Below are 14,990 nucleotides of genomic sequence, written 5' to 3' on the forward strand. Positions count from 1 at the left end.
TTCAAGCCCGCTTTTCGAACGAGAGCCCGCGGGGTCCGGGGCGGAGCCCCGAGACCGCAACCCCGGTTCAGCGCTCGCCGAGCAACGGCCGCAGTTCCTTCGGCAGAAGGTCCTCGCAGGACTTCTTCGCCGCGTTGGTCAACGCATCCGTACGGCACTCGTAGTAGTCGCTGTAGACCATCTTCGCCGTGAACAACGACGCCACCATCGCGAGCGCGAGCGCCCCCGTGACCAGGCCACTGATCGCCGCCGTCGTCTGCGGACGCGTGGTCTCGGAGCCCGCGGGGCGGGGCGTCGCGGGGGCCGGGGTGTCCGGGTCCGCCGGGCGGGGCGACTTCATGCGCAGCGCGCTGACGCCCCAGTACAGGGCGAGCACGCCGAGCAGCAGGGCCACGTACGGCCAGCTGAACAGGGCGAAGAAGAAGCCCCACATGCCGGAGAGCAGCGCGTAGCGCGCGCGGCGCTGGACCGGGTCCGTCGGGTCCCAGCGCATGCCGCCGGGGCCGGGGCCCTGCCCGCCGTTCTGCCCCTCGGGGCCGCCGTTCCCGCCGTTGCCCGGACGGTCGCCGAAGCGGCCGCCCTGGGCGCGGCCCGGCTGACGGTCGCTCCACTGGCCACCCCAGGGCGCGTTCCCCCCGTCCTGTCCGGAACCGGAACCGGAACCGGAACCCGAGTCGGGGTCCGAGCCCTCCGGGTGGCGCGGCTGCCACGGCCGGTCGGGCGCGTCATCGGCCGGCGGCGCGAACGGATTGCTGTCCCGGGTGTCGTCCGATTCCTTGGACGACTCCTTGGGCGGCGACGGCGGCGTGGGTCGGCCTTCGCGCGGCAGGACGGCGCCGTTGGGCAGCGTGAGGCGAAGGCTTCGGTCCGGCATCAGATGTGCGTCTTCCCCTAGGTCGTCGGTCACGGGGCCGCTGGAGCGGCTTGGCGTGGCGTTCTTCACGTCAACGTCCGATGGCCGCTCAGCGTTCCGTTCCGCCGACGCTACCTGTAGCCCCGGCCCCCGTCCCGTGGGGGCCGTCGGCCGTGCCGGTATCGTTGCTGCCGGTCGGCCGCTTCGTAGGGTTCCCCGATCGGGGAAGGCGAAGCGTTCATGCGAACGCACAAAGATGCGGTCGCATGAACACGAGCACAAGCACGAGCCGACCGCGCAACGTAGCTCCCCTAGAAAGGGCCCCGTCGTGGCCAAGGCCAAGCGCCTCGTCGTGCTGGTCTCCGGATCAGGAACGAATCTGCAGGCACTCCTCGACGCGATCGCGGCGCAGGGGACCGATGCGTACGGCGCCGAGATCGTGGCCGTCGGCGCCGACCGTGAGGGCATCGCGGGCCTGGAGCGCGCCGAGCGCGCGGGCCTGCCCACGTTCGTGTGCCGCGTGAAGGACCACGCCACCCGCGAGGAGTGGGACCGCGCGCTGGCCGAGGCCACCGCCGCGTACGAGCCGGACCTGGTGGTCTCCGCGGGGTTCATGAAGATCGTGGGCAAGGAGTTCCTGGCCCACTTCGGCGGGCGGTTCGTGAACACGCACCCGGCCCTGCTGCCCAGTTTTCCCGGTGCGCACGGTGTGCGGGACGCGCTCGCGTACGGCGCCAAGGTCACCGGATGCACCGTTCACTTCGTCGACGACGGCGTCGACACCGGCCCGATCATCGCCCAGGGCGTGGTCGAGATCCGGAACGAGGACGACGAAAGCGCTCTGCACGAGCGCATCAAGGAAGTCGAGCGCACGCTGCTCGTCGATGTCGTGGGGCGGCTCGCCCGTAACGGCTTCAGCATTGAGGGACGAAAGGTAGTCACCCCGTGACCGCGGAAAACAGCGCCGGAACCGCCGGAAGCAACAAGCGACCCATCCGCCGGGCGCTCGTCAGCGTCTATGACAAGACCGGTCTGGAAGAGCTCGCGCGCGGGCTCCACGAGGCGGGTGTCGAGCTGGTCTCCACCGGCTCCACCGCCGGGAAGATCGCCGGCGCCGGGGTGCCGGTCACCAAGGTCGAGGAGCTCACCGGGTTCCCCGAGTGTCTCGACGGCCGCGTGAAGACCCTGCACCCGAAGGTGCACGCCGGCATCCTGGCCGACCTGCGCCTGGAGGACCACCAGAAGCAGCTCGCCGACCTCGGCGTGAAGCCCTTCGACCTGGTGATCGTGAACCTGTACCCGTTCCGGGAGACCGTCGCCTCCGGCGCGACCCCCGACGAGTGCGTCGAGCAGATCGACATCGGCGGCCCCTCGATGGTCCGCGCCGCCGCCAAGAACCACCCGTCGGTCGCGATCGTCACGAGCCCCGAGCGGTACGCGGGTGTCCTCGCGGCCGTCAAGGACGGCGGCTTCGACCTCGCCACCCGTAAGCGCCTGGCCGCCGAGGCGTTCCAGCACACGGCGTCGTACGACGTGGCTGTCGCCTCCTGGTTCGCCGACGACTACGCGGCTGCCGACGACTCCGGGTTCCCGGACTTCATCGGCGCGACGTACGAGCGCAAGAACGTCCTGCGCTACGGCGAGAACCCGCACCAGGGCGCGGCCCTCTACGTCAACGGCACGCGCGGTCTGGCGGAGGCCGAGCAGCTGCACGGCAAGGAGATGTCGTACAACAACTTCACGGACACGGACGCCGCGCGCCGTGCCGCGTACGACCACGAGGACCCCTGCGTCGCGATCATCAAGCACGCCAACCCGTGCGGTATCGCGGTCTCCTCGAACGTCGCCGAGGCGCACCGCAAGGCCCACGCCTGTGACCCGGTCTCGGCCTACGGTGGTGTGATCGCGGTCAACCGCCCGGTCACCAAGGAGATGGCGGAGCAGGTCGCCGACATCTTCACCGAGGTCATCGTCGCGCCCGACTACGAGGACGGCGCCCTCGAAGCCCTCACCAAGAAGAAGAACATCCGCGTGCTGCGCGCCCCGAACGGCCCGTCCGCGAAGGTCGAGACGAAGCAGATCGACGGCGGCGCGCTCCTCCAGGTGACGGACCGCCTCCAGGCCGACGGCGACAACCCGGCGACCTGGACGCTCGCGACCGGCGACGCCCTGTCCCAGGGCGAGTTGGACGAGCTGGCGTTCGCCTGGAAGGCCTGCCGCGCGGTCAAGTCCAACGCGATCCTGCTCGCCAAGGACGGCGCCTCCGTCGGCGTCGGCATGGGCCAGGTCAACCGCGTGGACTCCGCGAAGCTCGCCGTGGAGCGGGCCGGCGAGGAGCGGGCGCGCGGCGCGTACGCCGCCTCCGACGCGTTCTTCCCGTTCCCGGACGGCCTGGAGATCCTGACGGCCGCGGGCGTCAAGGCCGTGGTCCAGCCCGGCGGTTCGGTCCGCGACGAGCTGGTCGTCGAGGCCGCGAAGAAGGCGGGCGTGACGATGTACTTCACCGGCACGCGCCACTTCTTCCACTGAGCACCGGTTGCAGCTGAGGCGGGGCCCCGTACGACATGCGTACGGGGCCCCGCCTCATTGGCCGTGTGCTAGGGCCTGTCGTTTGGATCAGGCCGGGCTCGCGGGGTCCGGCACGCACGCTCGCGGCGTTGTCGTCGGTCGCCGACGCTCCGCGTCGACTCCCTCCTCCGCCTTTCGATCGCACGCACCGGACCCCGCTCCCTGATCCGGCCTGACCCAAACGACAGGCCCTAGGTGCCGCGTCAGCCCTTCACGTTCACGACGACGACGCCCGCGACCTTGTCGTGCCAGCCCTGGTTGCGCTTGTTGCCGTCCCAGAACGGGGACAGGTAGACGAGCAGCGCGCCGATGCCGCAGAACAGCCCGCCGACCATCGGGATCACCCAGCGCAGGAAGCCCGCGCCGACGCCCGGCTTCGCGCCGGTCTCCAGCTTCAGGACGCGGATGCCGACCGCCAGCTTGCCCAGCGTGCCGCCGACGAGGCCGATCATCAGGGCCTCGTAGAGCATGACGAGCACCATGAACACGGCCACGATCGGCAGGATCTCGGAGTACCAGTCCGTGATCGCGTCGTTCACACAGGTGCTGTCCGTCGAGGAGCAGGCCTTGACGGAGTCCATCAGGTCGCCGATCTTCGACCCGAGGACGATCGAGTAGATCACCATGAAGATGAGGCCGTCGATCAGGCGCGCGCCGAAGCGGCGGCCCATCGACGCGAGCGGCGGCACGCCGGCCGGGCCCCCGGGCTGCTGCGGGTAGCCGCCGTAGGGCTGACCGGGCTGCTGGCCGGGCTGCTGCGGGTAACCGCCGTAGGGCTGGCCGGGCGGCTGCTGCTGCTGCGGATAGCCGTAATTCTGCGACGGGACGTTCTGCGGGGCCTGCTGGCCGTACGGATTGTTCTGCTGCGGCTGCTGCTGTCCGTAGGGGTTGTTCGAGTCGCCGTAACTCATGGCGGGCTTCCTCCGGTGATGGCAATTGGGGACGACGCGGACCTGCGGAGGAATGGAACTGTGCTGCACGGTGACGCGGCCGCCTGAGCGGATCTCTTCCCCCTGCCGCTGCCCGCGGCACACTGCGGGGATCATGCTCGTAAACCGGACACCCTCCTGTCCAGTGGGCCCCACAGGCTGTTGTCCAAGTGCAACTTGGGTGAATCACCGCCGCCCTGAAAGAATGGCGGCATGACCGCCCAGATTCTCGATGGCAAGGCCACCGCAGCCGCGATCAAGTCCGATCTGACCGCCCGCGTGGCGGCGCTGAAGGAGAAGGGGGTCATGCCGGGACTCGGCACGATCCTCGTAGGGGAGGACCCCGGAAGTCAGAAGTACGTGGCAGGAAAGCACCGTGACTGCGCGCAGGTCGGCATCGCGTCGATCCAGCGCGAGCTGCCCGCGACGGCCACGCAGGAGGAGATCGAGGCCGTCGTCCGCGAGCTCAACGAGGACCCGGCCTGCACCGGCTACATCGTCCAGCTGCCGCTGCCCAAGGGCATCGACGAGAACCGCGTCCTCGAGCTGATGGACCCGGACAAGGACGCCGACGGCCTGCACCCCATGAACCTCGGCCGCCTCGTCCTCAACGAGCCGGCGCCGCTGCCCTGCACCCCGTACGGCATCATCACGCTGCTCCGGAAGCACGGCGTGGAGATCAAGGGCGCCGAGGTCGTCGTCGTCGGCCGTGGTGTCACCATCGGCCGGCCGATGCCCCTGCTGCTCACCCGCAAGTCCGAGAACGCCACGGTGACGCAGTGCCACACCGGCACCCGCGACCTGTCCGTGCACCTCAAGCGGGCCGACATCGTCGTGGCCGCCGCGGGCGTGCCGCACCTGATCAAGCCCGAGGACATCAAGCCGGGCGCGGCCGTGCTCGACGTCGGCGTCTCGCGCGACGAGAACGGCAAGATCGTCGGCGATGTGCACCCCGGCGTCACCGAGGTCGCCGGCTGGATCTCGCCGAACCCGGGCGGTGTCGGCCCGATGACCCGTGCCCAGCTCCTCGTGAACGTGGTCGAGGCCGCCGAACGGGACGCGAACGGTGTCGGCTGAGGCGGCCGGGAGCGCGGCGATGGGCGCCGTCGAGGGCGCCTCGTCCGAAGGCGCCTCCCAGGACTCGAAGAAGACCGGCAGCCGGCGCTTCCCGCTCTTCACGCGCGACACCGCGCGCCCGGAGGGCGGCGGCCGGGCCGCGGGCGGGGACGCGCCCGCGCCCGCCCGCCAGTGGCCGCTGATCGCCGTTCTCTCGGTGACCGCGATCGGGCTGCTGCTGACCGCCTTCGGACTCTTCCGCGTCGGCACGATCCTGGTGGGCGTCGCGCTGATCGGCGGGGCCGTGCTGCGCTGGCTGCTGCCGGACGTCGGGATGCTGGCCGTGCGCTCGCGCTTCACCGACATGATCACGTGCGCGGGCCTCGGCATCGTCATCGTGCTGCTGGCGATGATGGCGCAGCCCGGCCCCTGGCTGACGATTCCGTTTCTTCAGGACACCCTGCATTTCACGGTGCGATGAGCCGTCGGCGAGCCGTCCATGAGCCGTCGGTGAGCCACTGACAACCCCAAGTGACAGGCGGGGCCTCCATCTTGGAGGCCCCGCCTCCTTTTGTGGTGATCTCCGGCACGTTCTTTGGGATTTCCGCACGCAAGGGCCGGTGCACGCTGTCGAATGACCCCATACGCCCCCGGACCGGGAACTGACATCCTGGTTTCCCGCATCCCAATGGGTAGCCAGTGGGGGCCGAAGCGCGACGCGCGGCGCGGGGGATCAGGGCTCGCGGGGGGAATAGGGGGAAGGGCGATATGCCTCGTTGGAAGGCGCTTCCGGATGAACTCGACCCACAGGTCAGGGAGTTCGCCGGACAGCTGCGCCGACTTGTGGACCGCAGCGGCCTGGGGATCGCCGCGCTCGCGGACCGGACCGGGTACAGCAGGACCTCGTGGGAGCGGTACCTGAACGGGCGGCTGCTCGCACCCAAGGGCGCCATCGTCGCGCTCGCCGAGGTGACCGGCACCAATCCCGTTCATCTGACGACGATGTGGGAGCTCGCGGAGCGCGCGTGGAGCCGCTCCGAGATGCGCCACGACATGACCATGGAGGCCATCCGGATATCCCAGGCGCGGGCCGCGCTGGGCGAGTTCGGGGGGCCCGGGCAGGCCACGCAGACCAAACCGGCCAAGCCCGCCAAGCAGACGAAACCGGCCAAGCCGGCCGGGGCGCAGCGCCCGACCGTGCCACCGCAGGCGACGGCGCCGAGCGTGGACCAGTTCGGTCCCGCTCCCGTGCTGCCGCCAGAGGAACCGCCGCGGGGTGCGGTGCAGGGCGGCGGCGGTGGGGGCGGCCGGCGCCGGCTGCTGATGTTCGGGGCCGGGGCCCTGGGCGCCGCCCTGATCATCGCCATCGGCTTCTTCGTGCTCAACGGGAGCGGGGGCGACGCCGAGGCCACGAAGTCGCCCTCGCCGAGCGCGAGCGCGACCCAGCTGCCCGAGGGCGTCAAGTGCGTGGGCGCGGGCTGCGGCGGCAAGGACCCGGAGGCCATGAACTGCGGCGGCGACCTCGCGCTGAACTCCACCGAGGCCGTGATCGGCACCGTCACCGTCCAGGTCCGCTACAGCAAGACCTGCAAGGCGGCGTGGGGCCGGATCCAGGGCGCGGCGCCCGGGGACGTCGTGCAGCTGCAGAAGGGTGCCACGCCCTCGAAGAAGGGCACGGTCAGCGCCGCGGACACGGACGCGTACACGCCGATGCTGGCGGTGGACGCGGCCTCCGACGTCAAGGCGTGCGCGACGCTCGCGAGCGGGCAGAAGGGCTGCACCAAGTAGCTCCGCACAGCCGCACCAAGTAGCTCCGCAGAGACGGGGCATGGGTGCGTCACTTCGGGGAAGGCGCATCACTACCCCCACGGGATGGCGCAGTAGCACCCCCACGGCGGCCGTCCGAGCCTTTCTCTCCCGGGCCCGGCGGCCGCCCTCGTGTGTTCGGACCAAGGTGCGGGTGTGCGCGCTGTGGGGCGATCCACATGGACCTGTGGTTCCCGTACGGGCGGGGCGCGATAGCCTGACGAACGGATCTCTTGATACCAAGAGATCGATCAAATGACCTGCTGTCCTACGGAGAACGCCATGACCCGCACTCCCGTGAACGTCACCGTCACCGGCGCCGCCGGCCAGATCGGCTACGCACTGCTCTTCCGCATCGCCTCCGGCCAGCTGCTCGGCGCGGACGTGCCGGTCAAGCTGCGTCTCCTGGAGATCACCCCGGCGCTCAAGGCCGCCGAGGGCACTGCCATGGAGCTCGACGACTGCGCCTTCCCGCTGCTTCAGGGCATCGAGATCACCGACGACCCGAACGTCGCCTTCGACGGCACGAACGTCGGCCTCCTCGTCGGCGCCCGCCCCCGCACCAAGGGCATGGAGCGCGGTGACCTCCTCGAGGCCAACGGCGGCATCTTCAAGCCGCAGGGCAAGGCCATCAACGACAACGCCGCGGACGACGTCAAGATCCTCGTCGTCGGCAACCCGGCGAACACCAATGCGCTGATCGCCCAGGCCGCCGCCCCGGACGTACCGGCCGAGCGCTTCACCGCGATGACCCGCCTCGACCACAACCGCGCGCTGACCCAGCTCGCGAAGAAGTCGGGCGCCACGGTCGCCGACATCCAGCGCCTGACGATCTGGGGCAACCACTCGGCCACCCAGTACCCGGACATCTTCCAGGCCACGGTCGCCGGCAAGCCCGCCATCGAGGCCATCGGCAACGACGAGAAGTGGCTGGCCGAGGACTTCATCCCGACCGTCGCCAAGCGCGGTGCCGCGATCATCGAGGCCCGTGGCGCGTCCTCCGCCGCCTCCGCCGCCAACGCCGCGATCGACCACGTCCACACGTGGGTCAACGGCACGGCCGAGGGCAACTGGACCTCCATGGGCATCCCGTCGGACGGCTCGTACGGCGTGCCGGAGGGCATCATCTCGTCCTTCCCCGTCACCACGAAGGACGGCAAGTACGAGATCGTCCAGGGCCTGGAGATCAACGAGTTCTCGCGTACGCGCATCGACGCGTCCGTGCAGGAGCTGGTGGACGAGCGCGAGGCCGTGCGCGGCCTGGGCCTCATCTGATCCAGCGATCCAGCGATCCAGTGATCCACTGATCCGCGCCTGACGCTCATGTGACCCGCGCGGTCGCGGCGGTTGCCCCTCGGACTTCCCGTCCGAGGGGCAACCGCTTTTCTGTGGTCCCACCACACACCATGCGGAGTATCCAGTTCTGCATGTCACCGCTACGTCCTATGCTTCTCCCTCATCAACTGCCGCACCAACAAGGGCAGTTCGAACAGTCATCATCGATGGCATCGGGGGAGTGGTGTGAGCACCGCCTATGTACCGCAGCAGTCGTCATCCGGAGCCGACGTCGGGGCGGTGGGGCCACCCCCGTCGGCGAAACCGCCGCACGCCAGCGAGGCCACCCGGCTGCTCTGCGCCGGCGCCTACCTCGACCAGGGCTACCGGGACCGGGTCATCGAACAGCTGCATCTGCACGAGCAGCGCATCGCGGCCCCCTCGCTCGGCTTCGACGCGGCCCGCGTCCTCGCGCACGCGTTACGCGCCCGGCGCATCGAAGTGGCCTGGTCCGGGGCCGTGCTCGGCCTGTGGGTCGTGGGCCTGCCGCTGACCGGCTACTGGATCCTCGCCTTCCTGCTGCCGTCCGCGCTGCTCGCGCTCGGCGTCTGGATCCGCGGGTCCCAGGAGCGGCCGCCGATCTACCGCCGGGTGGCCGCCTGGTGGGTGCGCTGGTGGGGCCGGGGCCTGCTGATCGCGCTGCTGCTCTCCACCGTGACCATGGTCACCAGCGACGAGAACGACTACGAGAGCTTCTCCTACGAGGTCCGTTCGGGCCTGCGCGACGTCCTGCCCGACGTCCTGAGCTGGATGATTCCCGAGGGCTCTGCCTCCGGTGACGCCCTGCACGGCTGGCTCACGATGCTGCTGCTCGTCCTGATCGCCGCGTGCGTGGGCGCCCAGCGCAGCCAGTTCGCACGCGCGCTCGGGGCCGAACTGTCCGAGGCGCGGTTCGGGGACGCGAGCGCCGACCCGGCGGAGAGCGCCGAGGGCGCCCGCTTCCAGCGGGTGAAGCGGCGGATCAGGGTCGAGCAGCACGCACCGCTGATCATGTACCACGCTGTCCGCCCGTTCTGCGGGGCCGGCGAACCGGTCGACACCTGGACCCTCGCCGTCGAACTGCGGCCCGACCGGATGAAGAAGCAGCAGCCGCTCAACAACCGGAAGATCCTGGAGGAGGTCCGGCCGCTGCTCGAACAGCTGCGGCTGCCCGCCGAGTTCGCGGGCACCACCGTGCGCGACCGGCTGCGCTGGCTGGAGATCGACGAGTGCGTCTTCCTGCCCGCCGAGGGCCTCGCGCACCGGGAGGACGCCCCGTACCGGCCGGAGGCCTTCGAGGAGCATCGGGCCCGGTCCGTCGAGGAGGGCGCGGAGAAGCGCCGGCACTTCCTGCGGATCCGGGTCGGCGGCTGGGAGGAGGAGCTGGTCGTCACCGTCTTCGTACGCGTCCACACCCAGGGCCGGATGCTGATGCTGGAGATCGCGCCGCACGTCCTCGCCCCGGTGCTCGAGCCGTTCCAGAACGCGGACCGCACCGCCCACCAGTTCCGCCACAACAACCCGCTCGGCAAGGCCGCCTGGGCCTTCGCGCGGGTGGCGGGCTCGCCCGTGCGCTCCCTCGTCACCGTCGGTCGCTGGGCCGGCTACGGCTGGCGGGTGCTCACCGGCGGGTACGGGAGCGCGCTGCCGGACGGCCCCGCCGTGTCGGTGCGTGAGCTCGGTTCGGAGGGCCCCGGCTCGCTGTTCCAGCAGATGGACGTCGAGCGCTACCTCAAGTCGATCCAGGACCGCATCGCCAACGGGGTGCTCCACGCGCTCGCCGAATCCGGTTACCAGACCGGCGAGTTCGTCCAGAAGATCGTGAACATCAGCAGTGGCGGCGTGAACATCGACCGGGTCGAGGACTCCACCTTCGCCGTCGGTTCGCACGCCAGCGCGACGTCGGGAACGGCCGACAACACCGCGCCGAACGAGAAGGGATCCGACGACCATGGCAGCGAATGACGAGCCCTCGGTCAGCATCGGTGACGTCCACGGCAGCACCTTCGCCATCGGCAGCCACGCCCGTGCGGAGAGCCACACCGGCAGCGCCCCGCAGTCCGACGAGACGATGCGGGAACTGCTCGCGGCGGTACGTGAACTGCGCGCCGACCTGACCCGGCTGCGCGACGACGAGCAGCTGCGCACCCTCGACGCCGAACTCGCCGAGACAGAGGGCGAGATCACCCGTACCGGCCGTGCCCCGGCGACCCGCATCGAGCGGCTGCGTGCGCTGCTCGGCGACTCGCAGGCGGTCGTCTCGCTGCTCGCGTCGGCCGGCACGGTGGCCGCCATGCTGGGGAACATGAGATGAGCGGACGCCACTGGAACGAGGAGACCCAGCGCTGGGAGGAGGCGGGCTCGGGCCCCGGGTCCGTGTCGTCGCCGCCCCCGCCGCGGCCGGAGTTCGCCCCGCCGTCGCCCTGGCCGGGACCCGAGGCGCAGGAGCCGCCCCCGCCCTCGTCGCCGCCCGGCCGGACCCGGCGCTTCGCCGTCGTGGTGCTGGGCGCGGCCGTGCTCGGCGCCGCCGTCGCGACGACGGTGGTGCTGCTCGGCCGTGGGGACGACCCGGGGCCGGATCCGAAGCCGACGGGGGCGTCCGCGGCGCCCACGAGCTCGGGTCCGGAGCCCACTCCCACGCCGACGCCTACTCCCTCGTCGACCGACGAGCTCCCCGCCGGCTACCGGGAGGTGTCGGACGACGCGGGCTTCACGCTCGCGGTTCCCGAGGGCTGGGACCGCAGCGAGAGCAAGCAGGGCGTGTTCTACACGTCCCCCGACGAGTCCTCGCTCATCCAGATCTTCACCATCACGGAGCCGGACACCACACCGCTCGAATCGCTCCGGGTCGCGGCCGACAGCCTCTCGACGAGTCTTTCGAAGGACGGGTACGAGCAGTCCTCACTGGAGGCGACGTCGGCGCCCGAGGGGGCCTCCGACGTGGTCACCGACGACGCGGCCGAGCTCGTCTACTCGTACGACAGCGAGAAGCTGGGCGCGCGCAGAAAGGTGGTCGACTTCTCGTTCACCGCGCAGGACGGCACCCAGTACGCGGTGCTCGTCGCGGGCCCGGAGTCCGAGTGGCCCGGGCAGCGGGACCGGCTCGCCACCGCGCTGTCGCGGTTCGCGCAGGGGTGAGAGGACGCGGGCGGCCGGCCCTGCTTTCACGCAGCGTCGCCGCCCGCACTCGCGCCGTGTCGTGACACAGCGCACTTTCGTCGACGTACGGGCATGCTTCCCATGCGTCGGGGCAGGGGCTTCCGACGTCACCGGAGAGAGCGCCGAAAGGGCGTTTGCGGTGCTCGGGGGACATTCCCGGAACGGAAGGCGAAGCAGGTCGTGTCAGTGCAGAACACCATTCATGTCGACGGAGAGTGGCGCGGGGCCGCAGCAGGGGCCACGCGCGAGATCCTCGACCCTGCGGATGCCAAGCCGTTCGCCGTGATCGCCGAGGGCGGCGCCGAGGACGCGGACGCCGCGATCGCCGCCGCCCGCAAGGCCTTCGACGAGGGCCCCTGGCCGGAGACGCCCGTCGCCGAGCGCGCCGCGCTGCTGCGTCGCGTCGCCGACCTCCTCGTCCGGGACCGGGAGAAGATCGGCCTCCTGGAGAGCCGGGACGCGGGCAAGACCGTCGAGGAGGGCCGCGTCGACGTCGACTGCGTCGCCGACGCCTTCCGCTACTTCGCCGATCTCGTCATCGGTGAGGGCGCGGGCCGCGTCGTCGACGCCGGCTCCGACGACATCCACAGCGTCGTCGTGCACGAGCCCGTCGGCGTCTGCTCCATGATCACGCCCTGGAACTACCCGCTCCTCCAGGCGAGTTGGAAGATCGCCCCGGCGCTCGCCGCGGGCAACACCTTCGTCATCAAGCCGAGCGAGATCACGCCGCTGACGACGGTCGTGCTCGTCGAGCTGCTGGTCGAGGCCGGGCTGCCGCAGGGCGTCGCCAACATCGTGACCGGCCCCGGCGCCTCCGTCGGCGCCCGCTTCGCCGACCACCCCGACGTCGACCTCGTCTCCTTCACCGGCGGTCTGGTCAGCGGCACCAAGGTGGCCCAGGCCGCCGCGGCCGGCGTCAAGAAGGTCGCCCTCGAACTCGGCGGCAAGAACCCGAACGTCGTCTTCGCCGACGCGTGCGAGAGCGACGAGGACTTCGACACCGCCGTCGACCAGGCGCTCAACGCCGCCTTCATCCACAGCGGCCAGGTCTGCTCCGCCGGTGCCCGCCTCATCATCGAGGAGTCCGTGCGCGAGCGCTTCGTCGCCGAACTCACCCGCCGCGCCGAGAAGATCCGCCTCGGCCGCGGCACCGAGGACGGCGTCGAGTGCGGCCCGCTCGTCAGCGAGCCCCAGCGCGCCAAGACCGAGGACTACGTTGCCTCCGCGCTCGCCGAGGGCGCCGTGCTGCGCTGCGGCGGCAAGCGCCCCGAGGCCTCCGAGGTGCGGCCCGCCACCGGCTACTTCTACGAGCCGACCGTCCTCGACCAGTGCCACCGCGAGATGCGCGTCGTCCGCGAGGAGACCTTCGGTCCGATCCTCACCGTCGAGACGTTCCGCACCGAGGACGAGGCCGTCACGCTCGCCAACGACACCGAGTACGGCCTCGCGGGCGGCGTGTGGACCACCGACGCGGGCCGTGCCCGCCGCATGGCGCGCCGCATGCGCCACGGCACCATCTGGATCAACGACTTCCACCCCTACCTGCCGCAGGCCGAGTGGGGCGGCTTCGGAAAGAGCGGCGTCGGCCGCGAACTGGGCCCCGCCGGGCTCGCCGAGTACCGCGAGAGCAAGCACGTCTACCAGAACCTGGCGCCGAAGCCGGTCCGCTGGTTCGCGGGCTGATCCACCCCGTCCGGTCCCCGTCCCCCCGTACGTCCCCCATTACGCGAAGCACCTTGCAACGCCTTGGAGTTGAGCAATGTCTGAAGACACCTACGACTACGTCATCGTCGGTGGCGGCACCGCGGGATCGGTGATCGCCTCCCGGCTCACCGAGAACCCGGACGTCGCCGTCGCCGTCATCGAGGGTGGCCCCAGCGACATCGACCGCGACGACGTGCTGACGCTGCGCCGCTGGCTCGGCCTGCTCGGCGGCGACCTGGACTACGGCTACACCACCACCGAGCAGCCGCGCGGCAACTCGCACATCCTGCACAGCCGCGCCAAGGTGCTGGGCGGCTGCTCGTCGCACAACACGCTCATCTCGTTCAAGCCGCTGCCCGGCGACTGGGACGAGTGGGCGGCCGCGGGCGCCGAGGGCTGGGACCACAAGACGATGGACCCGTACTTCTCCAAGCTGCGCAACAACGTCGTGCCGGTCGACGCCAAGGACCGGAACGCGATCGCGAGCGACTTCGTCGAGGCCGCGCAGGCCGCGACGGGCGTGCCGCGCGTCGAGGGCTTCAACAAGGGCCCGTTCAAGGACGGCGTCGGCTTCTTCGACCTGGCGTACCACCCCGAGAACAACAAGCGCTCCAGCGCGTCGGTGGCGTACCTGCACCCGCACATGGAGGCCGGCGACCGCCCCAACTTGACGCTTCTGCTTGAGACTTGGGCGTACAAGCTGGAGTTCGACGAGGGCGCTGAAGGGCTCACCGCGCGCGGCGTGCGCGTGCGCGGCAAGGACGGCGTGGAGAAGCTCATATCCGCGCGCACCGAGGTGCTCGTGTGCGCCGGCGCCGTCGACACGCCGCGCCTGCTGATGCACTCCGGCATCGGCCCGAAGGCCGACCTGGAGGCCCTCGGCATCCCGGTCCTGCACGATCTGCCGGGCGTGGGCGAGAACCTGCTCGACCACCCGGAGTCGGTCATCGTCTGGGAGACGAACGGGCCGATCCCCGAGAACAGCGCCATGGACTCCGACGCGGGCCTGTTCATCCAGCGCGACCCGGAGGCATCGGGGCCCGACCTGATGTTCCACTTCTATCAAATCCCGTTCACGGACAACCCGGAGCGCCTCGGCTACGAGCAGCCGGAGCACGGGGTGTCCATGACGCCGAACATCCCCAAGCCGAAGAGCCGCGGCCGTGTCTACCTGACCAGCGCGGACCCCGAGGTCAAGCCCGCCCTCGACTTCCGTTACTTCACGGACGAGGACGACTACGACGGCAAGACCCTCGTCGACGGCATCAAGATCGCCCGCGAGATCGCCAAGACCGAGCCGCTGGCCGGCTGGCTCAAGCGCGAGGTCTGCCCCGGTCCTGACATCACGGACGACGAGGCGCTCAGCGAGTACGCGCGCAAGGTCGCGCACACCGTCTACCACCCCGCGGGAACTTGCCGCATCGGTGCTGCGGACGACGAACTCGCCGTGGTAGACCCCCAGTTGAAGGTCCGCGGGCTGAATTCCATCCGTATCGCCGACGCGTCCGTCTTCCCGACGATGCCCGCGGTGAACCCGATGATCGGGGTGCTCATGGTCGGGGAGAAGTGCGCCGAACTGCTGGGTGGTGATGCGTGATGAG

General features: G+C 70.6%; 13 protein-coding genes. 11 read left to right on the forward strand and 2 right to left on the reverse strand.

Annotated elements, in window-relative coordinates:
* Positions 1-67: 67 nt before the first annotated feature.
* Positions 68-874 carry a hypothetical protein gene (locus OHA73_RS26420; RefSeq protein ID WP_327656291.1) on the reverse strand — a complete coding sequence of 269 codons (807 nt, stop codon included), beginning with the start codon at positions 872-874 and terminating at the stop codon, positions 68-70.
* Positions 875-1,181: 307 nt separating this feature from the next.
* Between OHA73_RS26420 and purN the strand changes: the two genes are divergently transcribed.
* Together purN and purH are read left to right on the forward strand one after the other, a co-directional pair.
* Positions 1,182-1,802, forward strand: a complete 621-nt coding sequence (gene purN, locus OHA73_RS26425; protein WP_266713258.1) for a phosphoribosylglycinamide formyltransferase — start codon at positions 1,182-1,184, stop codon at positions 1,800-1,802.
* A complete protein-coding gene (gene purH / locus OHA73_RS26430) occupies positions 1,799-3,382 on the forward strand; it encodes a bifunctional phosphoribosylaminoimidazolecarboxamide formyltransferase/IMP cyclohydrolase (protein ID WP_327656292.1) in 1,584 nt (527 codons plus the stop codon). Before purN ends, purH begins: the two co-directional genes overlap by 4 nt.
* Before the next feature lie 242 nt (positions 3,383-3,624).
* Here purH and OHA73_RS26435 read toward each other — a convergent pair whose 3' ends face one another.
* On the reverse strand, positions 3,625-4,332 hold the full coding sequence (locus tag OHA73_RS26435) for an RDD family protein (RefSeq protein ID WP_327656293.1): 708 nt from the start codon (positions 4,330-4,332) through the stop codon (positions 3,625-3,627).
* A 231-nt stretch (positions 4,333-4,563) separates the two neighbouring features.
* Between OHA73_RS26435 and OHA73_RS26440 the strand changes: the two genes are divergently transcribed.
* The 9 genes from OHA73_RS26440 (at position 4,564) to OHA73_RS26480 (ending at position 14,986) form a co-directional block, all read left to right on the forward strand.
* Entirely contained in the window at positions 4,564-5,427 is an 864-nt protein-coding gene (locus tag OHA73_RS26440; RefSeq protein WP_327656294.1) for a bifunctional methylenetetrahydrofolate dehydrogenase/methenyltetrahydrofolate cyclohydrolase, read from the forward strand.
* A gap of 19 nt (positions 5,428-5,446) precedes the next feature.
* On the forward strand, positions 5,447-5,887 hold the full coding sequence (locus OHA73_RS26445; RefSeq protein WP_267072812.1) for a DUF3017 domain-containing protein: 441 nt from the start codon (positions 5,447-5,449) through the stop codon (positions 5,885-5,887).
* A 287-nt stretch (positions 5,888-6,174) separates the two neighbouring features.
* Positions 6,175-7,194: a helix-turn-helix domain-containing protein gene (locus OHA73_RS26450; protein WP_327656295.1), complete on the forward strand. Its 1,020-nt coding sequence runs from the start codon at positions 6,175-6,177 to the stop codon at positions 7,192-7,194.
* Between the two features lie 300 nt (positions 7,195-7,494).
* Entirely contained in the window at positions 7,495-8,487 is a 993-nt protein-coding gene (locus OHA73_RS26455; protein ID WP_267069475.1) for a malate dehydrogenase, read from the forward strand.
* A 246-nt stretch (positions 8,488-8,733) separates the two neighbouring features.
* Complete coding sequence (locus tag OHA73_RS26460) at positions 8,734-10,491, forward strand: hypothetical protein (protein ID WP_266713270.1); 1,758 nt, start codon at positions 8,734-8,736, stop codon at positions 10,489-10,491.
* A complete protein-coding gene (locus OHA73_RS26465; RefSeq protein WP_266713272.1) occupies positions 10,478-10,840 on the forward strand; it encodes a hypothetical protein in 363 nt (120 codons plus the stop codon). Before OHA73_RS26460 ends, OHA73_RS26465 begins: the two co-directional genes overlap by 14 nt.
* The gene (locus OHA73_RS26470; protein ID WP_327656296.1) at positions 10,837-11,664 is read left to right on the forward strand and encodes a hypothetical protein; all 828 of its coding nucleotides are present in this window, start codon (positions 10,837-10,839) and stop codon (positions 11,662-11,664) included. The genes OHA73_RS26465 and OHA73_RS26470 overlap by 4 nt, the downstream gene beginning before the upstream one ends.
* Positions 11,665-11,865: 201 nt before the next feature.
* Positions 11,866-13,368 (forward strand): aldehyde dehydrogenase family protein, encoded by a 1,503-nt coding sequence (locus OHA73_RS26475; RefSeq protein WP_327656297.1) that lies wholly within the window; start codon positions 11,866-11,868, stop codon positions 13,366-13,368.
* Between the two features lie 76 nt (positions 13,369-13,444).
* The gene (locus OHA73_RS26480; RefSeq protein ID WP_327656298.1) at positions 13,445-14,986 is read left to right on the forward strand and encodes a GMC family oxidoreductase; all 1,542 of its coding nucleotides are present in this window, start codon (positions 13,445-13,447) and stop codon (positions 14,984-14,986) included.
* Positions 14,987-14,990 lie beyond the last annotated feature (4 nt).

Source organism: Streptomyces sp. NBC_00483 (assembly GCF_036013745.1).
Classification (GTDB): Bacteria; Actinomycetota; Actinomycetes; order Streptomycetales; family Streptomycetaceae; genus Streptomyces.